Origin of the sequence: Roseofilum sp. SBFL, from assembly GCF_017746885.1 — a bacterium.
Classification (GTDB): Bacteria; Cyanobacteriota; Cyanobacteriia; order Cyanobacteriales; family Desertifilaceae; genus Roseofilum.
Window position 1 is genome coordinate 37,673 of record NZ_JAGHZH010000048.1, and the last position, 21,197, is coordinate 58,869.

Annotated in this window: 17 protein-coding genes; 10 read left to right on the plus strand and 7 right to left on the minus strand. The window is 45.1% G+C overall.

The annotated features are described in order from the left end of the window. Positions 1–15 precede the first annotated feature (15 nt). A complete protein-coding gene (locus tag J7545_RS05155; RefSeq protein WP_318719258.1) occupies positions 16–1,542 on the plus strand; it encodes a hypothetical protein in 1,527 nt (508 codons plus the stop codon). Positions 1,543–1,846: 304 nt separating this feature from the next. Continuing rightward, a complete protein-coding gene (locus J7545_RS05160) occupies positions 1,847–1,990 on the plus strand; it encodes a hypothetical protein (protein ID WP_318700711.1) in 144 nt (47 codons plus the stop codon). A gap of 6 nt (positions 1,991–1,996) precedes the next feature. On the opposite strand, the gene J7545_RS05165 is transcribed toward J7545_RS05160, so the two are convergent. The 4 genes from J7545_RS05165 to J7545_RS05180 all read right to left on the minus strand — a co-directional run bounded on the left by J7545_RS05165 (position 1,997) and on the right by J7545_RS05180 (position 6,280). Continuing rightward, on the minus strand, positions 1,997–2,572 hold the full coding sequence (locus tag J7545_RS05165; RefSeq protein WP_318700710.1) for a Uma2 family endonuclease: 576 nt from the start codon (positions 2,570–2,572) through the stop codon (positions 1,997–1,999). Between the two features lie 128 nt (positions 2,573–2,700). After that, complete coding sequence (gene hpnA, locus J7545_RS05170) at positions 2,701–3,666, minus strand: hopanoid-associated sugar epimerase (RefSeq protein WP_318700709.1); 966 nt, start codon at positions 3,664–3,666, stop codon at positions 2,701–2,703. Continuing rightward, complete coding sequence (locus J7545_RS05175; RefSeq protein WP_318719260.1) at positions 3,560–5,017, minus strand: hypothetical protein; 1,458 nt, start codon at positions 5,015–5,017, stop codon at positions 3,560–3,562. Before J7545_RS05175 ends, hpnA begins: the two co-directional genes overlap by 107 nt. 42 nt (positions 5,018–5,059) lie before the next feature. Beyond that, positions 5,060–6,280: a glycosyltransferase family 4 protein gene (locus J7545_RS05180; protein WP_318700707.1), complete on the minus strand. Its 1,221-nt coding sequence runs from the start codon at positions 6,278–6,280 to the stop codon at positions 5,060–5,062. 164 nt (positions 6,281–6,444) lie between these two features. On the opposite strand from J7545_RS05180, the gene J7545_RS05185 reads away from it, so the two are divergent. The 3 genes from J7545_RS05185 (at position 6,445) to J7545_RS05195 (ending at position 8,685) form a co-directional block, all read left to right on the plus strand. Beyond that, positions 6,445–7,410, plus strand: a complete 966-nt coding sequence (locus tag J7545_RS05185; RefSeq protein WP_318700706.1) for a glycosyltransferase family 2 protein — start codon at positions 6,445–6,447, stop codon at positions 7,408–7,410. A gap of 309 nt (positions 7,411–7,719) precedes the next feature. Next, positions 7,720–8,235: a hypothetical protein gene (locus J7545_RS05190; protein WP_318700705.1), complete on the plus strand. Its 516-nt coding sequence runs from the start codon at positions 7,720–7,722 to the stop codon at positions 8,233–8,235. A gap of 9 nt (positions 8,236–8,244) precedes the next feature. Beyond that, a complete protein-coding gene (locus J7545_RS05195; RefSeq protein ID WP_318700704.1) occupies positions 8,245–8,685 on the plus strand; it encodes a GNAT family N-acetyltransferase in 441 nt (146 codons plus the stop codon). Here J7545_RS05195 and J7545_RS23920 read toward each other — a convergent pair. After that, on the minus strand, positions 8,605–8,838 hold the full coding sequence (locus J7545_RS23920) for a nucleotidyltransferase family protein (protein WP_413039284.1): 234 nt from the start codon (positions 8,836–8,838) through the stop codon (positions 8,605–8,607). The two genes, J7545_RS05195 and J7545_RS23920, sit on opposite strands and share 81 nt — an antisense overlap. 204 nt (positions 8,839–9,042) lie before the next feature. Here J7545_RS23920 and J7545_RS05200 point away from each other — a divergent pair, with 204 nt between their 5' ends. The 5 genes from J7545_RS05200 (at position 9,043) to J7545_RS05220 (ending at position 19,952) form a co-directional block, all read left to right on the plus strand. After that, complete coding sequence (locus J7545_RS05200; protein WP_318719262.1) at positions 9,043–11,127, plus strand: class I SAM-dependent DNA methyltransferase; 2,085 nt, start codon at positions 9,043–9,045, stop codon at positions 11,125–11,127. Next, positions 11,124–12,383 (plus strand): restriction endonuclease subunit S, encoded by a 1,260-nt coding sequence (locus J7545_RS05205; protein WP_318699158.1) that lies wholly within the window; start codon positions 11,124–11,126, stop codon positions 12,381–12,383. Before J7545_RS05200 ends, J7545_RS05205 begins: the two co-directional genes overlap by 4 nt. Positions 12,384–12,386: 3 nt before the next feature. Then, positions 12,387–15,617 (plus strand): DEAD/DEAH box helicase family protein, encoded by a 3,231-nt coding sequence (locus J7545_RS05210; protein ID WP_318699157.1) that lies wholly within the window; start codon positions 12,387–12,389, stop codon positions 15,615–15,617. A 121-nt stretch (positions 15,618–15,738) separates the two neighbouring features. Further along, positions 15,739–19,209: a transcription-repair coupling factor gene (gene mfd, locus J7545_RS05215; RefSeq protein WP_318699156.1), complete on the plus strand. Its 3,471-nt coding sequence runs from the start codon at positions 15,739–15,741 to the stop codon at positions 19,207–19,209. Positions 19,210–19,487: 278 nt separating this feature from the next. Continuing rightward, positions 19,488–19,952 carry a 6-pyruvoyl trahydropterin synthase family protein gene (locus J7545_RS05220; protein WP_318699155.1) on the plus strand — a complete coding sequence of 155 codons (465 nt, stop codon included), beginning with the start codon at positions 19,488–19,490 and terminating at the stop codon, positions 19,950–19,952. Between the two features lie 95 nt (positions 19,953–20,047). Here J7545_RS05220 and J7545_RS05225 read toward each other — a convergent pair whose 3' ends face one another. Beyond that, a complete protein-coding gene (locus J7545_RS05225) occupies positions 20,048–20,653 on the minus strand; it encodes a hypothetical protein (protein WP_318699154.1) in 606 nt (201 codons plus the stop codon). Between the two features lie 300 nt (positions 20,654–20,953). After that, the coding region (locus tag J7545_RS05230; RefSeq protein ID WP_318719263.1) for a hypothetical protein at positions 20,954–21,197 on the minus strand (244 nt) is incomplete at its 5' end.

Here is a 21,197-nt window from a genome sequence, read left to right on the forward strand (position 1 = left end):
CTATGCTTACTAGCTATGGTTAATGATATCAATTGGAAAAAATTACAAAATGGCTCAGATATTCGAGGGGTGGCACTTCCCTCGATCCCCGATGAGCCGGTTAATTTAACGCCGGACGTTTGCCGTAAAATTGGTCAAAGTTTTTGCACTTGGCTCAGTCAAACTTTAGAAAAACCGATTACAGAATTAACTCTAGGGTTGGGACGCGATAGCCGTATTTCTGGGCCAGAATTGATCGATGCGATGATGGAAGCGATCGCCGCTCTGGGAGCAACAGTGTATGATTTCGGACTGGCTTCGACCCCTGCCCTATTCATGAGTACGGTAACCCCTGGGTTTATGTGCGATGGAGCAATAATGCTTACGGCAAGTCATCTCCCCTCAAATCGCAACGGGTGTAAATTTTTTACGGCTGAAGGGGGATTAGAAAAACAAAATATTAGTCAGATTCTGAGCATTGCCTCCCAAACCAATTTTATCCCCGCAGCTACCCCCGGAACCATTACGCCAAAAGACTTTATGAGCGTCTATGCGGGTCAACTGGTGCAAAAAATCCGGGAAGGCACGAACCATCCGACAGATTTTGAACAACCCCTGAAAGGTCTCAAAATTGTCGTTGATGCCGGTAATGGTGCAGGGGGCTTTTATGTCAGTCAAGTCTTGCAACCCTTGGGCGCAGACACCACAGGGAGTCAATTTCTTGACCCAGATGGCCATTTCCCTAACCATGTACCGAACCCCGAAAATGGCAAAGCAATGGATGCTATCTGTAAAGTGGTCACGGAGAATCAAGCGGATTTGGGGATTATCTTTGATACTGATGTAGATCGCGGGGGAGCCGTAGATGGGACGGGTAAAGAACTGAACCGTAACCGTCTCATTGCCCTCATTTCTGCTATTGTGTTGCGAGAACATCCCGGATCGACCATCGTTACGGACTCCATTACCTCTGATGGTTTAGCGAAGTTCATTACCGAAGACCTCAAGGGAACTCATCATCGGTTTAAGCGTGGGTATAAAAATGTGATCAATGAAGCCCAACGATTGAACGCAGAAGGTCAGGAATCTTGGTTAGCCATTGAAACCTCCGGTCATGCAGCAATGAAAGAAAACTACTTTCTTGATGATGGAGCTTACTTAGTCAGTAAACTGGCGATCGAATTGGCAAAAGCGAAATTAGAAGGGCGATCGCTCAATGATTTAATCACTAACCTCAAAGAACCTGTCGAAAGCCAGGAATTCCGCATTAAACTTGCCCTGGATGACTTCAAACCTTATGGGAATCAGGTGATTGAAGCCTTGCAAACCTTTGCTAACGCTCAACCGAACTGGAGCGTGGTTCCCAATAACTATGAAGGTGTGCGAGTTTCCTGCACTGCTCCAGAAGAAAATGGATGGTTTCTCTTACGTTTGTCCCTCCACGATCCGGTGATTCCCCTAAATATCGAATCCAATGTTAGCGGTGGTGTGGCTAAAATTGCCCGTAAACTACTCGCGTTTTTGCAATCCTTTGATGCGCTCGATCTTTCAACGATGAAGTAATATTATATTCGGCTAATTCATTATAAAAGTCATTGCGAATTGACATGCATCTGTAGGGGCGAAAAATTTTTCGCTCCTACTGCTGTAAGGTTGGATTTATAATCATCGGCTAAACTGTGCGTAAGCTGTTGAACAGATGTAAGGGCTATGAGTGATGAGCTTACAGCGCTTCGCGCTGCTATGAGGTACATTGTTGATCGTAGATGTGAGTGGTCATTGCGACCGCAGGGAAGCAATCGCCAAGATTGGGGGATTTTGCGATTGCTTCATTCCACTTGCGTGACCTTCGCAATGACTGATCTCAATGAGACTGTACTCCGTTACAGCGCAAAGCGCTGTATCGCCAGAAAAATTAACCACACTTTACGAGATTGATTACCTGCTAGTGTTAGATGATGAATTTTGGCCGGGTGACGACGATCTCCGTCAATCTCCAAGCGCCGATTAAATGACTCTAAGCTTTCAACCACCTGAAAATATCGTTGACTGATAACGTCCATTCCTGTAAACCCGTCAACATTGGTAACGGTTCTGTATCCCCATGAGCGACTCGATAAATTTTGGGCAAACCCGATTGAAATACAGTAATCGATTGGGTTTTAGGATCAATGAGCCAACCCAATTCTGTGCTATTTTGGAGACAAAACAGAATTTTTTCCATCACTAATGCCATCGGTTGATCCGGTGACAAAATCTCAACGATCCAATCCGGATGGCGATCGAAATGATTGGCCATTTCTCCCTCCTCATCTCTGGGCAAATTTTCCCAACGAATCACGGCGATATCCGGCACAATAGAACGCCCAGCAAATGTACATCTCAACTCTGTCAAAGCATAAGCTAACTTATTAGGTTTCGCCTGTTGATTAATTGCAGAGGCAAGTTCAACCTGTAAAATACTATGTTTTCCTTGTGGCATCATTTTTTGACTCACTTCCCCATTGAAATATTCACTGGCAGGCTTGGTTTCTGGCTGTGCCAAAAACTCTTCTAAGCTAATAACTTTGCGTTTTTCTACTGTTGTAACCATGATGATCCCTCCGAGATGATCTAGATTGCTTCACTCCGCTTCGTGACCTTCGCAATGACTTATTTATAACTGATTAGCTGGACTTGATATAAGGTAGGGCTGTTTCATTTTTAATTGTTAATTGTTAATTATTGAAACCATTCTACCGCATCCTTAATTGCACCCTTAATATCGGATTGGGGTAAACCTAATTCCCGGACAGCTTTAGACGCATCATAGTACATGGAATGTTGGGACATCCGCACTCCATCCAGGGGAACCGAGGGCGATTTACCGAGAGGTGCGAGCAGGATTTCATCTATCCAAGCAACTGTCAGAGGAAGCCATAGGGGGACGGTTTGCGTGGGTGCAGGGATTCCGGTAATTTCTGCCAGATATTCGAGGAATGTTTTGAGCGTCAGGTTTTGATTTCCGAGGATATAGCGATCGCCCCTTTTCCCTTTGTCGAGTGCCAGAATATGACCCTCAGCCACATCTCGCACATCGATAAAATTCAATCCCGTATCCACATAAGCTGGCATTTTCCCACGCAGAAAACGGACCATAATATCCCCAGTGGGGGTTGGTTTTCGATCCCAGGGGCCGATAGGCGTACTGGGATTAACAATCACAATATCTTGACCCAGTTTAGCCGCTTTGTGGGCTTCCTGTTCCGCCAGATATTTAGATTTTTTATACTCTCCAATCAGCTCATTCAAGGGACTTTGGTGGGTTTCGTCTACAGGTTTTTGCCCATTTCCCACGCCAATAGCGGCCACAGAACTGGTATAAACCGTGCGCTCAATTCCTACCTCACGAGCGGCCGCCAGTATCTTTTGCGTCCCCACCACATTATCGTAATAGAGTGCTTTAGCATCCCTTTGCCATAGGGAATAATGCGCTCCACAATGAAACAAGACCTGACATCCAGCCATTTGCTGACTTAAATTGGGGGCATGAAAATCGCCTACCACCCTTTCAATATTGAGTCCATCCAGATTATCCCAACTACTTTGGCGACGGACTAAGGCCCGAACGTGATAATTCTTGTCCAGGAGCGATCGCACCAAATTCGCCCCCACAAAACCCGTTCCCCCCGTCACAAATGCTTTCATCAAAAATCTCCCAATCCTCCTCAACTCCTTGTTGTTTGAGCCAAGCGATCGCCCCTTCCGGTCCATCCTGAGCTGCCCGCAGCAAGGCCCCCCAAGTCAGGACCCCCTTGTGATTGGGTTCAACCGCGATCGCCCCCTTAATCCGATTCCATAATACCCCCGTATCCGTCGCCAACAAGCGATTCATTTCTTCCCGGTTCTCGGAAGCCTCATAAATCTGCAACGCCTCATCCCAGCGCCCATCGATCATTCGAGTCAAGATCTGTTGACTCGGAGAAGCCCAAGATTGCCGAGCATTGTGGGCACTCAATTGGGTATGACGGTTAATCAACTCCCATTGACCTTGAATATCCACTGACCATCCCGGTAAATTCCATAAGCCATGCAACCGTTGCTTTGCCGGAGTCCATAAGCCACTTTTAGCCAACTGCATCGCCTCTGTATACTCAGAACCTTTCAACAACATCCGATCCAGAGAAACCGGTTGCAATTCCACGGGTGCAGGCAAAAATGTCCTCGGTTGCAGTTGATACATCTTAAACTGCGGTTCCAAACCCACCGTTTGATTCACCGTCAAAAACGGCTGTTTTGGCCACTTCGGATGCTTCGACCATACCGGCAACTCATGGGCGGGACTTGTCCAACTGGCAAACGAAGCAACATAAGTGGTTTTGGGATTGTAATAAATCGTCTGACCATAGAGAATCTCTTTTCCTTCCCGAGTAATAGTGCCCGTTAGATGCACCCACTGGGCCGACTCACCATTAACCAAAGCGCTATTACTCCACTTTAAACCCGTTAGTGGTAGGAATTCATTGGACGTTTCCATTGTTAAGTTCAAAGGCTTGAGGACAAAGCCCTCAGTTAGCGATTCGATCTCCAGTTGATTAATAAACTGATACATCGGTTTCTCCCGCTCAAACGGCTCCGGATCGCTAATCCGGCGATAAACCCTTAACTGATCGATATACCGACAAGGCGGCGATCCTGGGGCATCCGGTTGACACCCTTGGCGATGGGCAAAAATCGGTAGCATCATATCCTCATAGGGGCCCACCTTCATCTGCAAGGGATAGCCAGGAGTATAACCCGATTGAATCAGTTTTTCTTCAATTTCATCTAAGGTTTGTAGAGACCGACGATTCGTTTCTCCTAACTGAGTAGTTTTTGGTAAATATTGATTGACCCAAATCAGAGCATCTGGATTAACCATCAATTTTAAGGCCACCCAAACTCCAGCCATTACACTAGAGAATCCCAAGGTCAAAACGATCAGGCCAAAAAGGGCCTGTAGGGAAGAAGGCCGTCTAGGGTTAGTTTCAGAAAATACGCTTCCTGTATCCTCATTCATAGCTTTTCAGTGGGAATAAATCAGACCCTCTAATGATTTAGATTAACCTTGGGTAGAAGCAATCAACGCTTGTTCATAGCGCATACCTGCCTGTTCCCAAGTGTACTCCTGTTCAATCAAATCTCGGCCATTACGGGATAGTTTTTTTCTTAAAGCAGGATTTTCAAACAAACGACTAATATTCACCACATAATCTTCTAAGGTATTGGCTCGTAGGGCCCGCTGGGGAATCTCCGGCCCATCAACAGCCAAGCCCTCCAAACCGCGATCGCTCGCGACCACCGGAATACCAGCCGCCATCGCTTCCAGGGTCTTATTCTTAATCCCAAACCCAGTACGCATCGGAATCACACAAACTGTCGAGCGATGCAAATAGTCTACCATCGAAGGCACTCGCCCCGTCACCGTAATTCCCGGCCGCTCTTCTAAAGAACTCACCTCTGGAACCGGCCTAGCGCCAACCAACATTAGGGATGCATCCGGATAGCGATTTTGCACTTGAGGAAATACCTCTAAGCTCAAAAAACGAGCCGCATCAATATTAGCAATATTATCCATCGCTCCAATAAATACCAATTGATATCCCCCCGGATCTTCAGTACGCTTAGGAAACAGAGTTAGGTCTACACCATTTGCAATCACGCTAATTGTACTTTCAGGATTAATCTCCAGCAGCGTTCGTTTATCCTCAACTGTGGTGACTACAAGATGCCTAAACTTGCTCGTGTAGCGTTTTTCATACTGTCGAAGTAGAGGCAAATTAATTTTATCTCGCAGTTGATTTTCCGAAGTTTTAGTCTCCAACTGATTTTTGCAACTACCATAGACCGAGCTATGGATATTGACCACCGTACCGCAGGTCGATTTCCATTCCGGACGGATGTAGATTTCATTAACACTATGTTCGCAGGCGATCGCATCAAAGTCTCCCTCAGCTACCGCTCGATCGACCCATTGCTGCATAGCTTCTGAAAAGACAGCTCTCACATTCGGGGGAGTTCCCTGTTGAAAGAAGTCCTGCAAGCGTTTGAGTTTAGAGAACTTTCCAGGAGGTGGTTCTGAGGGACGAGGAAAGACCGCTAACTCCTTCACACACTCGCGCAAGGCTTCAATTTCTGCATCACTGACATCACTGGCACGTTGAGTCACTAGGGTGATAGAATGGTTGTGGCTCAAATATTTGAGTAAATTAAAAGTTCTCACCTGAGTTCCCCCCCGTGTTGGAGGATAGGGAAAGGTTACTGAGAGGATTAAAATTTTCATAAAAATTGAGAGACATTCAATCAGAGATAAGATATCTTTGCTATCTTATCTCTGATTGCATAGATCGCGCAGATTCCCAAAGGGAATTTTATCATTTGCCGAGATCAATATTTCTGGGTATAGCCTTAGCCCATTGACTATAGTTTTTATTCCACCCTATTTTTATGAACTCCAGTCACCCTAAAATTAGTGTTTGTATTCCTACATTTAACAGAGTTCAGCTTTTGACCTATGCGATTGAGAGTGTACTCGCACAAACTGAAATGGATTGGGAGTTGATTGTTTGTGATGATGGATCTCAGGATAAAACCCCCCAGATCATGGCTGGATATCAGCAACAGGATGATAGAATTTCCTATATTCGCCACGATCAAAATATTGGCAAAAGTAATAATATGCGGTCAGGTTTTTATGCAGCGAAGGGTGATTTTTTTGTTAAATTCGATGATGATGACCGATTAGGGAAAGATTTTTTAGCAGCGACTAGCAAAATCTTGATCGACCATCCAGAAATCGATTTTGTGGGAACCGATCATTGGATTATCGATCTGGATAATCAACGGAATCTAGAACAAACAGAAATTAATTCTCGTCGCTGGGGTAGAACTGAATTATTAGAAGGCCAGGTCAATAACTTACTGGAAACAGTTTTTGTTCAGCAAAGTTTTCAGGTTGGTGCAACCCTATTTCAGACTCAGGTACTCAAAGAGGTCGATTTTATGCGACCTCATTTACAAAATTGTGAAGATAATGATTTGTTTGTTCGGATAGCTCTGGCGGGTAAAAAGGGGTACTATTTACCCCAGAGATTAATGGAATATCGATTTCATCCAGAACAGCAAGGGATCGATCGAGCGATTCCGTATTTACGAGATAAACTGAATTATTTATCGAGCTACCAGTTTGAAGATCGAAAGTTAGAAACGATTCGCCAACAACGGTTGCAAGAAACTCAACTGTTGTTAGGGTTGCGTCTGGTGGAAAAAAATCAAGTTACAGAAGGTCGAGAGTTGATTCAAAAAGGAAGATCTTTTTCACCGAAAAAAGCTTGGATTGGATTGGGACTGTCTCGGTTACCTCAACCGATGAGGGAAAAAGCATTTGAAGTGTTACGCCAATTTCGCTCATAACGGTTGAACTATCGATAGAACCCATTTGAGCTTTTTTGCCTTCTCTGCTATGCAGTACATCAAATGGCGGTTTTTAAAGATCGCCAGAATCGCTCACTGACTAGATTGAGTCTGTTGTTGACTTCCCTCATTCCTCGACGGAGAGGGCTTTGCGCTGTATGATATGTAGCACTCTGTCGTAGGAGGCGATCGCGCAATTGGGAATTGTGACTATTGTCGCTCGATTGAGACTCTTCTTATCAGCTTAGGCGTAAACCGGTATCATAGGAAGAACCGCGATCAGAGTGTTGAGTTAAATTACCAGAGCTGATGAATTATCTAGTTGCCGTATTGCGCGATCGCATTCAAGCTGAAGGAGTCTACTGTGCCTTAGAAAAAGGAGGCTTACCCATAAGCCAAGTTAACATCTTAGGTAAAGGTTACAAAAGTGCTGATGAGTTTGGCCTGATTAACCCCAACCAAGCCGCCCAAAAACAAGCCCGACTGATGGCGACTTGGTTAGTCCCCTTTGGATTTTTTGGTGGGGCTACCTTTAGCGTCATTTCTGGGCTGAATACCTTCGCCTGGGCTGGAGAAATCGGCAATCATGTTGTTGGTGGGATTTTAGGTGCTGCTTCTGGCGGGCTAGGAGCTTTATTTGTTGGTGGTGGTGTCGGTTTAATTAGCGGTAGTGGCGATGCTCTTCCCTATCGCAACCGCTTACAAGAAGGCAAGTATTTAGTTGTGGTACAAGGCTCAAGTAATCTGATTGAGCAAGCGACTGTCATCATTCGCACCTTTGAACCGGAAAGTCTTCAAGGCTATACGGCTCCCAATCCATCCTAAAACCTGAGAATGCTGAAAGTTATTGAAGCTATTGAAGCACAAGAGCTAATTGCAGAACTGGATATCTATCTCCAGGGCTTTTATCCTGATGAAAGTAATTATTTAGATTCGGTGGATGTTCTCTCTCAAGAGAATGTCCATATGATGGGTGCTTTTGTGGATGGCAAATTGGTAGGAATTGGAGCCGTCAAAATCTTTGATGATTATGGGGAGATGAAACGCTTCTATGTCAAGCCAGAGTTCAGAGGTCAAGGGTTAGCTCGGATGCTCATGGGTGAAATGGAAAACCATCTGATTAATTTGGGAATTCGTGAGGCGAAGTTAGAAACCGGAATTTATCAAACCGAAGCGATTTCTTTATATCGAAAATTAGGATATGTGGACTGTCCACCTTTTGGTGACTATCAGCCCGATCCCTATTGTCTGTTTATGGGTAAGCAGTTGTTGTAATGCTCTTCGTAAATGAATAACATCAAATAAATCTTGTTCTGGTTTGGGATCGATCGGGAAATCAATGTCACTATTTTCGGTGTTTTTACCTTTGGCAACTGAACCTAATCCTCTAATATTAGTGGAGTGATATTGTTCAGCTAGTTTGATGATTTTAGAGTGTTTGTTTAATTGCTGTAAATTAAGGGCACCTCTATATCAAGGTGTCAAAAATGGCTAGATCCATCATATACAAAATTTGATTAGTGCGATCGCTGTTGGTGGCAGCGGCAACCACGGAAGAGGCGAACCGATGGGCGGCGCAATTAGAAGCTATGATAAAAGGTTTCCGTTGAAACGAATCGTACTCTTTCTGAAATGACCAGATCAAACCCTACAGCCAATATCCTGCAATACGAATCAACGATTTGGTCTACGGCTGACCTGTTGCGGGGCTGTGGCATCAAAGAATCAGAATGGCCGTCCTATATGATGCCGTTCTTTGCCCTAGTCATGATTGAGAGCCGTTTGCTGCGGATGTTTGATGAGTTAAAGGCGGAACTGGGGGAAGATACTCTCTTTGAGATTGAACCGGATGATTTGAGCGAGCTAATTCAAGATAAGGGACAAGGCTACAACGTCTATATTTTTGAGAAAAGCCAGACTTTAAAGGACATCTGCCAGAACGATAAAGCTTTTGATATTGACTTTGATGCCTATCTGAAAGGATTTGACGGGGAAACGAGAGATTTGTTGGGGGTGGATGCTTTTGAGGGGGAAAAGTACCTCGATATCAAAGGAGCGATCGCCACACTGAAAGGGAAGAAGGTGCTGTTTAGCTACGTCAAAGAGTGGAGTGGCATTGACCTAAAGCCGTTTAATAACTCAGATATTACCACCCTAGAAGAACATATCAAGCGCCGTTGGGCGGATATTTCTGCGGATACAGCAGGGGAACAGTACACCCCGGATGATGTGATCGCCCTGATTGCGGAGATTATCGCGTCAAAGATTGAGGACTCAGATCGCCTACTGAAAATTTATGACTGTACCTGTGGGGGTGGAAATCTGCTGTTTGGGGTGGAAGACCGGATTAAGGCAAAGGTCAACCGCTTCACTCAGACGTTTGGGCAAGACTGGAATGATCCCCTTTACGCCCTTGCCAAGATTGAAAGTCGGTTTCGGGTGGATTCTAAAATCGAGCATGGTAATACCCTGACGGATGACAAGTTCTACAACGATGAGTTTGATGTAGTGATTGCCAATCCGCCCTATGGGGTGGACTGGAAGGGGTTTCAGAAGGATATCCGCAACGACAAGACCCAACGCTTTCAGTATTTGCCCTCGGTATCAGATGGGCAGTTGTTGTTTATGCAGCATCTGATCTCGAAGATGAATGAAACAGGTATGGGTGTTGTGGTTCACAATGGCTCGACGCTGTTTAGTGGGGATGCGGGGTCAGGGGAAAGCAATATCCGGAAGTGGATGCTAGATAATGACCTTGTGGAAGCGGTGATTCAGTTGCCGACGGATGAGTTTTTTAATACGGGGATTTATACTTATTTGTGGGTGCTGAATAAGCAGAAACTTGATGAACGAAAGGATCGGGTGATGTTGATTAATGCCAGTGAAAAGTTTAAGCCGTTGAAGAAAAATAAAGGCTCTAAGCGGAAAGAGGTGGATGAGGTGAACCGTTTAGAGATTGTGGCAACGTTGGCGCAGTGGGCAGATAATGACTATGCCAGGGTGTTTGATAAGGAGTTTTTCTATTTTAATAAGCAGGCGATTATGCTCACGAATGTCGATGAGCAGGGGAGAACGTTTGCTAGTCGCCTCCAGGAGAGTAAAAAAAGTTTGAAGCTAAACCCTATCAAGTTGGACAATGGAGAGCGATCGTTAACGGAGTTTGAGATTACGATCCCCCCTGCCCCCCTTGATAAGGGGGGTGGCGACAGCCGGGGGGATTTGGCGACCTATTTTGAGCAGGAGATTAAGCCGTTTATCAGTTCGTTGGACTATAAGGAACAGCCTTTGGTGGTGACGACGGAAAAAGAGCAATACAGCTTTGATAATGACCAAGAAACGCTGATTCAGGAGATTTTGGGTAAGCGGGAAGCGTTGGGCTGTGGCAAGATTGTGGTGAAGTCGTCGTTTAAGAAAAAGACGAAAACGAAGCCCGAAAGTATTGTAATTACGGTGGAGTTAATGCCGGATACTCAGAAGGATTATGAGATTATTCCCTATCATCGTGACCCGGATGAGAATTGGGCGGGGATTGAAGCATTTATGGCGAAGTACATCACGAAGCCGTTTGAGTATTTGGAAAATGTGGTGGGGGTGGAGATTAACTTTAACAAGGTGTTTTATCAGCCGGAGCAGTTACGGAGTGTGGAAGAGATATTAGATGATATCCAAGCTTTGAGCAACACATTAAAAGAGCTTGAGGAAGGATTTACACTATGACTTCAAGCCAACTGAAAACATATAACTCTTACTCAGAATGCGATCTTGAATGGCTGGATTCTCTACCAGAGATTTGGGAGACCAGACGCTTAAAGGATATTCTCAGCGAATGTGTCTACGGAATTTCAGATAAAACCAAAGAAGATGGAAAATATGAAGTTTTGGGAATGGGAGAGATTGAAGATGGAAGAGTCAGCTTCCCTGGAATACGCTTTGTTGATTTTGTGCAAAAGGAACTACTTTTAGCAAGAGGAGATTTGCTTTTCAATAGAACTAATAGCCTTGCATTGGTTGGAAAAGTAGGCTTGATTGAGTCTTCTGTTGAAAACATTACTTTTGCATCTTATTTAATCAGGCTGAGGGTTTCAAAAGGCAATTCTAGTAAGTTCTACTGGTATTTACTCAATAGTGAAAATTTCTTAAGCTACAGTCGGTCGAACGCAATACAAACAGCTAACCAAGCAAACCTCAGTTCTTCTAAGCTCAAGCAATTCAAGACTGTATCTATTCCATTAAGCACTCAAAAAGCGATCGCCCACTACCTCGACACCAAAACCGCCCAGATCGATCGCCAAATTGACCTGCTCACCCAAAAAGCCCAACGCTATGAGGAACTGAAGAGAGCGATCGTCAACGAAACTGTCACACGCGGTCTAGATAAGTCTGTGCCGATGAAAGATAGCGGCATCAAGTGGTTAGGCGAAATTCCTGAGCATTGGGAACTTGATCGATTGAAAAATCTAGCCAAAATAAATACTGGAAGTAAGGATACTAATAACAATATAGAGAATGGGCTTTATCCCTTTTTTGTCCGGTCGCAAACTATAGAGCGAATCAATTCCTACTCTTTCAATGGTGAGGCCATCCTAACTGCTGGCGATGGTGTTGGAGTAGGTAAGGTTTTTCATTATTTTGAGGGCAAATTTGATTATCACCAGCGTGTTTATAAAATCAGTCATTTTAGGAATTTGATAGGGAGATTTTTGTTTTTCTATATGAAAAATCATTTTTATAAGGAGGCTCTTAGGCTTAATGCAAAAGCAACTGTTGATTCATTAAGGATGCCAATGTTTGAGAATTTTCCTGTGGCTTTTGGAAGTAGAGAAGAGCAGTCAGAGATAGTTGACTACCTCGACACCAAAACCGCCCAAATAGACCAAATTATCCAAACCATCAACACCCAAATCGAAAAACTCCAAGAACTCCGTAAAACCCTAATCAACGATGTTGTCACTGGAAAAATAAAGGTGATTTAACCCATGAGTGAACTACACCTGCAAGATAAATTCCTCGTCCCGTTCATCAAAACCGAACTAGACTACCGGGAAGTCAAACCCAACACTGTTACCAACTCCCTGATCATTGAAGATGATCTACAAGAGTTCATTGCTACCACCACCCTCAACCAAAAGCCCTACGAAACCCTACTGAGGAAATACAACGGCAACGCCCAAACCCTGCTCGCCGACCTGCTCGAACTCATCCAAGAACGAATCGCCAGCAGTCGGAACATGGCGCTGTTTATCAACGCTAACAAATCCGTTACCCTACATGGCATTAAGCTCCATCTGTTCTACACCGATGACAGCGTGATTCACGATAGCGACCTATTCAAGCAAAATATCTTTTCCGTCATTCAAGAACTGCCCTATAAATACGACTATCAAGGCAAACAGATTTTTTCCTTCCGTCCTGACCTCAGCTTTTTTGTGAATGGCTTGTATCTGGGCTATAGCGAACTGAAAGCCAACTTTAGCAACCAAACCGCCAAGAAAAACGGACGGGGCAAAGTTTCCAAAGACTACTTTGAAGCCGTCAGAAAATATTACGAAATCTTCGATCAAAACCCTCATCTGAGTGAATCCGAAAAAGCCCACTACCGCAAAGACTTCCTCAAAATCTTTGAAAAAGCCATTCACATCACCACCACCGATATTGCCGAAACCTACATTATCCGCACCATTGACCAATTCTTTGACGAAGCCCTAGACACCTGTAAAAAAGGCAAATTCGATCGAGAGGACTACACCAAGAAAGTTCTACAAGACTTCAAACCCTATCCCCTGCTCAACCCTCACGCCGACAAAAAAGACAAACTGAAAGAACTTTTTAGCTACCACTACGGCAAAAGCTTCATTGAAAAAGAAATACTCTACTACAACTTCATCGAGCGGGAAGTTTGCACCATCAACGGTCGCAAAGAACTCAAAGACGAAAAAGGACAACTGATTTGCCCCCGTCCCAAACAAAAATTTGGCACAGATAAGATTCTGGCAAAAATTGACGAGTTTTTAGCACACGAACTCGAAGATGATTATTTCATTCACCAACTAGAGCAACAACTAGCCCAGGTTGCTCCAACCAAACGCGCCGAACTGATTGAAAAGCGTAAAGCCTACGCCAATAATAAAAACGTCTATTCCCTATTGCTGCAATACGCCGCCGGGTTTGGTAAATCCAATATTATTGGCTGGACAGGACTGCAACTGAAAGACCTGCGCCGCAATGGTACTTATGTTTACGATAAAGTTATGATTGTGGTCGATCGCCTCCAACTCCGCAGCCAGATTGATGCCAAAATGCGGAACATGAACATTGAAAAGTCCATGTTCCTAGAAGCCCACGACAAAAAGACCTTTCAAAAAGCCCTCACCTCGGATAAGCGCTTAGTCATCATCAACCTGCAAAAATTCCAAGACGTGCAAAAAATTCTCGATGCTGACACCCTCCAGAGACTGGCGGAACTCCGGATCGTCTTCCTCATTGATGAGATTCACCGCTCCAATAGTGGCAGCCAACACGAAGAAATGATCAATATCTTCGATGAGTTACAAACCCCTTTTGACGCAAACCGCCAATATAATCTCATCCGCACCAAGAAAAACCTACTCATCGGCTTCACTGCCACCCCAGACGATAACACCCTGGCACGCTTCGGAGAATTTAGCGGCTATGCTGAAAGCGAAAAACTGTGGGTTCCCTTCGACTCCTACACCATGAATGAAGCGATCAAAGATGGGTTTATCCTCAACCCCATCAAAAATATCGTTCCCGTTGCCTCAAAAATGCTGTTCGATCTTCCCCGCAACCCGCTAGAGGGTTTTGAGGAACCCAACTACAAAGACGTGGATAAAAAGCAAATCTATGAACAACGCGATCGCATAGACGCAATTAGTAAATATATTGCGGATTTACTCGTTAAAGATGTCTATCGACAAATCAGAGGCACAGGCAAAGCCATGTTAGCGGTGTACTCCATCCAAGCCGCGATTCTCTATACACAAGCCATTAAGCGACATTTCCAAACCTTTACCCAACAGCCCAAATACGCAAAATACGCCGATGCTCCGATCTATGTCGTCTATTCCAGCAGTCAAGACCAGCAAAGCGCTACTGGGTTAAATAATGGACTCAGCGAAGAAAAAGTCTTAGAAAACTTTGCCCTCAGAAAAAATGGCTTAATTATCGTCGTTGCCAAGCTGCAAACCGGATTTGATGAGCGGCGACTCCATACCCTATTCCTCGACAAAGAAATCAGAGGTATTGCCGCCATTCAAGCCATTTCACGGGTTGACCGCACAGCCAAATATAAAAACGATTGTAAGATCGTTGACTTCTCTTACAATAATGTCAACGTCCAAACGATCAAAGATGCCTTTGAGCATTTCTCTGATGTGGTGGTGAGTGACTTTGACCCGTTCAGCGATCGCCGGGTGCTAGAGATCCTCTTTTCAGAACTCAAAAAGTCTGGAGTATATAACCAGTTTTTTGACCTATTTCTTCACATCTTTAACGACAATGCCAAACGCAACGATCCAGAAAGCTATCTGGATTTAGAAAGCAGCATTGAAAACCACATCTGGGCCGACCCTCAGCATACCGCCGATGCCAAAGCAAAAGCAGCGCAATACTTCACCCTCCTTAACCGTATTGAGTATGTGATCGCGATCGATGAAAAGTATAAGGAACCCAGCTTTTTAGCCTTCCTACACCTCTTCAATCGGCTCTATAATCAGCACCACCGTACTGATGATATCAAAGACGCGATTGAAGTTTACTTTGACAATCAAATCGGTATTGTCGAAGTTGAAGCCCAAGAAAAGGAACCTAAGAAAAAACAAGAAACTAAAGTGGCCAAGGGTAAAGAACCGGGTCAAACTGTCTACCCATTTAATATCCTAGAAATTATTGAGTCCCGTAATGAGCAAGAGGATCTCAAAGCCGCACGCATTAAGGAATTTGAGACCAAGATTCGCGATTTCTTTCAATATGTCAGGGACTCTGAAGAGGGTAAACGCCTGATTATTAAAATTAATTCTGATGTATCTGAAGATGAAATTTATGAAGATTTTGCTAAGATTTATCGAAAGTACAAAGCCACTAAGCGGAAAACTGTAGGAGACTATTTCTTCAAAGAAATGGAAGATCTGGTGAACAAACTCTGTGATGACTTTGAGCATACGGTTAGTCACTCTAGAGCATTTTACTAAGCAGAGGAGCTGTTCCTCTATTTTAAAGGGTCTCATCTCTCATTCCCCATGACCGATCGCCAATAACCCATTCCCGGTTTAAAATAATAGATTGGACTCACATTCGCTAACACTTGGATTTATGGCCTTTTCCTCCATCTTGCGAACCTTGCGGCGATCGCCTCTTACGCAAGAGCTACTGACTAAACTCGGCGACAATCGCTCCTTAGAACTTCAGGGAATTCCCCGGTTTCCCAAGGGTTTAGTTGCGTCTGCCCTCTCCCAAGCGGAATCTCGCTCCTTGTTGGTGGTAGCGGCAACCACGGAAGAGGCGAACCGATGGACGGCGCAATTAGAAGCCATGGATTGGGATATTGTTCTCTTTTATCCCACCACGGAAGCCTCGCCCTATGAATTCAGCCCTCCGGAACCGGAGATGGTTTGGGGACAGATGCAGGTGTTGGCAGAGTTGGTTTTGGGCGATCCAGAGCGTCAACGAGCAATCGTCTGTACGGAACGGGCGCTACAGCCCCATCTGCCGCCCCTAGAAGCCTTTAAACCCTATGCTCTGCGGTTGCAAAAGGGGGATATTTGGGAGAGTAAGGCACTGGATCTGAAGTTAAGTCAACTGGGCTACGAGCGGGTGACTTCCGTGGAAACCGAGGGGCAATGGAGTCGCCGAGGAGACATTGTCGATATTTTTCCGGTGGCTTCGGAGTTGCCGGTGCGCCTGGAATGGTGGGCAACGGAGGGCGATGGGGATGCGCTGGAGAAGATTAAGGAACTCGATCCAGCCACGGGGCGATCGCTCGATCCGATCCCAGAAGTCATTTTAACCCCCACTGCGTTTACGCCTATCATTGAGGAAGCCCTCACGGATCTGGGGGTGGAAACCTTGCCGGAATTCTCCTCAGCCTATTTAGGGTTGGGCTTTGATACACCTGCTTCCCTGTTGGATTATTTACCCCAAAATAGTCTGATTGCGATCGATGAACCTGCCCAATGTGAGAGTCATAGTAATAATTGGGTCAATCATATCGAAGAGCAGTACGAAAGCTTACAAGAACTAGAAGGGGTGGGTAAAGTGCCCCCGATTCATCGCTCCTTTGCCCAGTCCTTAACTCCCGTTCAAGACTACCCTTGTCTGTACTTATCGGAACTGGCTGAAAGTAAAATAACTAACGGGCTGAACGTCGCCAGTCGCCCGGTTCCGGTTCTCCCCCATCAGTTTGCCAAACTCGCGGAAACCCTGAGAGAAGAAAGCAAAAATCGCACGTTAATCTTTGTCATTTCTGCCCAACCCTCGCGATCGGTTTCCTTGCTGCAAGAACATGATTGTGCAGCTAAATTTATACCCAATTCCAAGGACTATCAAGCGATCGACTCTTTACAAGTTCACTATACCCCGATCGCCCTCAAATATTCCGGAGTTGCCGAACTCGAAGGCTTTGTCCTGCCGACGTTTCGGATCATGGTGGTGAGCGATCGCGAATTTTACGGGCAACATAGCCTCGCCACCCCTAGCTACATCCGCAAACGTCGCCGTGCTGCCTCCAAACAAGTCGATCCCAATACCCTAAAACCAGGGGATTATGTCGTTCACAAGAGTCATGGAGTTGGACGCTTTATCAAGTTAGAAAAGCTCACAGTGAATGACGAAACCCGGGAATATTTAGTCATTAAATATGAAGATGGTTTACTTCGTGTCGCCGCCGATCAAGTAGGATCTTTATCCCGATTTCGCTCTACTGACGGCAAGCGCCCCACTTTACATAAATTAGCAGGTAAAACCTGGGAAAAGACCAAAAATAAAGTCCGCAAAAACATTAAAAAATTGGCGGTGGACTTGCTCAAACTCTATGCAGCGCGATCGCAACAAGAAGGGTTTGCTTTTCCCTCCGATTCCGCTTGGCAAGAAGAGTTAGAAGACTCGTTTCCCTACCAACCCACCCCCGATCAACTGAAGGCAACTCAGGATATTAAGCGGGACATGGAATCGCCGCGCCCCATGGATCGCTTAGTTTGTGGGGATGTGGGATTTGGGAAAACAGAAGTCGGAATTCGCGCCATTTTTAAGGCAGTGACGGCAGGGAAACAGGTGGCATTTTTGGCTCCGACAACAATTTTAACCCAGCAACATTATCACACGCTCAAAGAACGATTTGCCCCCTATCCCATTGAAGTGGGATTATTAAACCGATTTCGTACTCCTACCGAACGGAAGGAGATTCAGCAACGGTTAGCCACGGGGGAATTGGATGTGGTGGTTGGTACTCAGGCGCTGTTGAGTAAAGAGGTGAAGTACCGAGATTTAGGCTTATTGGTGGTGGATGAGGAGCAACGGTTTGGAGTGAATCAGAAGGAGAAAATTAAGGCGCTCAAAACCCAGGTGGATGTCTTAACCCTCAGCGCTACACCGATTCCACGGACGCTCTATATGTCCCTGTCAGGGGTGCGAGAGATGAGTTTGATTACCACTCCACCGCCATCGCGTCGCCCGATTAAAACTCATTTGGCGGCGTATAATTTGGAGGCAGTCCGCACTGCCATTCGCCAGGAGTTGGATCGGGGAGGGCAAGTCTTTTATGTGGTTCCCAGGGTTGAGGGAATTGAGGAGATCAGTACCCGGATTCGGGAAACGGTTCCAGGGGTGCAATTGGCGATCGCCCATGGACAGATGGCGGAAACGGAACTCGAAGCAACGATGCTCAGTTTTAGTAATGGGGAAGCAGATGTGCTGGTTTGTACCACTATCATTGAGTCGGGTTTGGATATTCCCCGCGTCAATACGATCTTAATTGAAGATGCCCAGAAGTTCGGATTGTCGCAATTATATCAGTTACGAGGGCGCGTCGGTCGAGCAGGAATTCAAGCCCATGCCTGGCTCTTTTATCCGGATCGCCGAGTATTACCGGAACCGGCTCAAAAACGGTTGCGGGCAATCCAGGAGTTTACCCAGTTAGGTTCTGGGTATCAGTTGGCAATGCGCGATATGGAAATTCGCGGAGTCGGCAATCTATTAGGTGCGGAACAGTCCGGACAGATGACTACCATTGGTTTTGAATTATACATGGAAATGTTACAGGAGTCGATTCAAGAAGTCCAAGGGCAAGAGATTCCCAAAGTTGAGGATACCAGTATCGATCTGCCGATTACCGCGTTTATTCCCGCCGATTATATCCCGGATATGGATCAGAAAATGCGAGCCTATCGCTCCGTAGCGGCGGCAAGTTGTGGTGATGAATTACGCTTAATCGAGAGGGAATGGGGCGATCGCTACGGAAGTATTCCCCAACCGGCTCAACAACTCATCCAGGTGATGGAACTCAAACAACTGGCAAAATCCCTCGGCTTTTCGCGCATTAAACCCGACGGAAAACAGCATGTTGTTTTAGAAACACCCATGGAAGAACCCGCTTGGAATCTATTAAAAGAAAAACTCGATCGCGCCAGCGATGCGGAGCATTATCGCCGCTTCCATGCTCGCTTTGTCTATACGCCTAAAAAAGTCACCGTACGAGGCTTAGGTGTATTCAAACCCAATCAACAACTGGATCAATTAATTAACTGGTTTTGCCAGATGCAAGCAGTCTTAACCCTGAATAATGAATAATTTTATCAATGAATTCTTTGTACAACTAACAGTTATGCCGAATTAGTCCCCGCTCTAATGTTTGAAGTGAAGTCGAGAACCGATAAAATCAACAAATTGCTCTCTGGATGGAAATTTCTCGTAGTAGAAATCTGGGTCTCGGAATTTGATTAAATGGAGCCGATCGCATTCTGACTGAGTATGTTATACTACGGAGTGATTTCTACTTAAGCGTGCATCTTTGTTTTTTGCTTTAAGAGATCGTTTCTGCTTCTGAACCCATTGATAAAAAGCCTAAATTGAAGTACCAATCGACAAAAGTTTTTGATGGATTTTCTACTTGCTTTCGACAGTGGCGATCGCAGGGGTCACATTGTCATTTTTTACACGGTTATAGCGTCTCGTTTAAGGTTTGGTTTGAAGGAGAGCTAGATTGTCATTGTTGGGTATGGGATTTTGGCGGTATGAAAAGAGCCAGGACTCAAATTGATGGCATGAATCCCAAAGCATGGATGGAGTATATGTTCGATCATACGGTAATTGTAGCAGAAGATGACCCCTATTTACCGAGTTTTTATCAACTACAAGAACAGGGAGTGATTCAGCTTCGAGTGCTTCAAGCAGTCAGTGCAGAAAAGTTTGCCGAGTTGGTGTTGACTAAGCTTAATGAATTTGTGCAGACGGAAAGTGAAGGTAGAGTAAGAGTTAAGCGTGTTGAGTTTCGGGAACATGAACGAAATTCTGCTGTAGTGGAAAGCAATTAATGATTAATAATTACGGTGAATATCCATGGTGGTGTATTCGTAAGTTTCCCTTTCCATGGCTAAATTCTAAGCACCGGGAGGCGATCGCCTTGCAATTATATCTTAGTAGGATGCAGCCATTTATGAAATAAACGGGTTAATCTCGGCATAACAACATAAGCCAATAAAACAACGACTAATCCGGTCATAATGGCTTGGCGGAGGAGAAAGTGGAGGGCAGATAAATGAGGGGTAACCAGATAACCCAAGATTGATGAACAAACAAAAACTCCCAGCCAAGTAACTAAGACTGTTTTATACTTTGGAGGAGGAGAAGAGATGGTATTGGGGAGAGAAACCAGCGCTTCTAATCCAGTGAGAATCTGTACATCTTCTTGCTTTTCAGTCAGGGGTTGAGCGCGTTCAATCCATTCTTTTCGCTCGGGCGATCGCAGCCAGTGACAGAGATTGTGATAGCGATCGAAACGGAGAATAATCACATATTCCTTTCTCGAACCTGATTGAGGTCTGAGAATAGTTACCCCCTGATGACCCTCAAATTCTCTGGCCACTTCAGAAACACCTTGCAACCACTCTTCATACCCAGATTCGCGACCTGGGCGAATATAATGGGAAATGACGGCAGTCACTTGTTGATTTTGGTTATTTGGGTCATTCATATTCATTAAGTCCAGGACTACAGCCAGAAGAGTATCAATCATAGAGCTGGTAGTAGGAGAAAAATTAGAAATAAAAGACTTCAAATCTATCCTGGGTAATAGCTCTAAATAAAGTCACTTTTGCCCCTCGATACAAGGGTTTCATTTCCCTGAATCTTGTCTCTTTTTCTGAGCGCCCATAAGGGCCACTTCCCCGTAGAAGAATAACTGTTTCATCTATAAAAACCAGGTTTTCTGGGTCTATATCTCTAATTTTCTCCCAATACTCCACTCTCAATTTTTGCACCCTTTCCGTCTCTGCTTGAGTACCATACCTCGTTAGTATGCATTAGTATCAAGCATTTAAGGATTTGATGCTATCCTACCTTGCCCTGCTGCCTTGTAGAAATCCCTGCCAGCGCCGCCAGGTTCCTCGTACATAATGCCACTGTTGGTAGGTGTGGTAGTTGACATCCTCCCCAGCCTAAAGGCGTGGGGATTCCCCTCATCACTAAGGAGACTTCCTCTTTCTACGAGTTCCCTTGCTTGGAACTGTTTCCCATTCCAAACAGAGGGGATTCTCTCGGGAGGCGTTACTTTCCGTCTG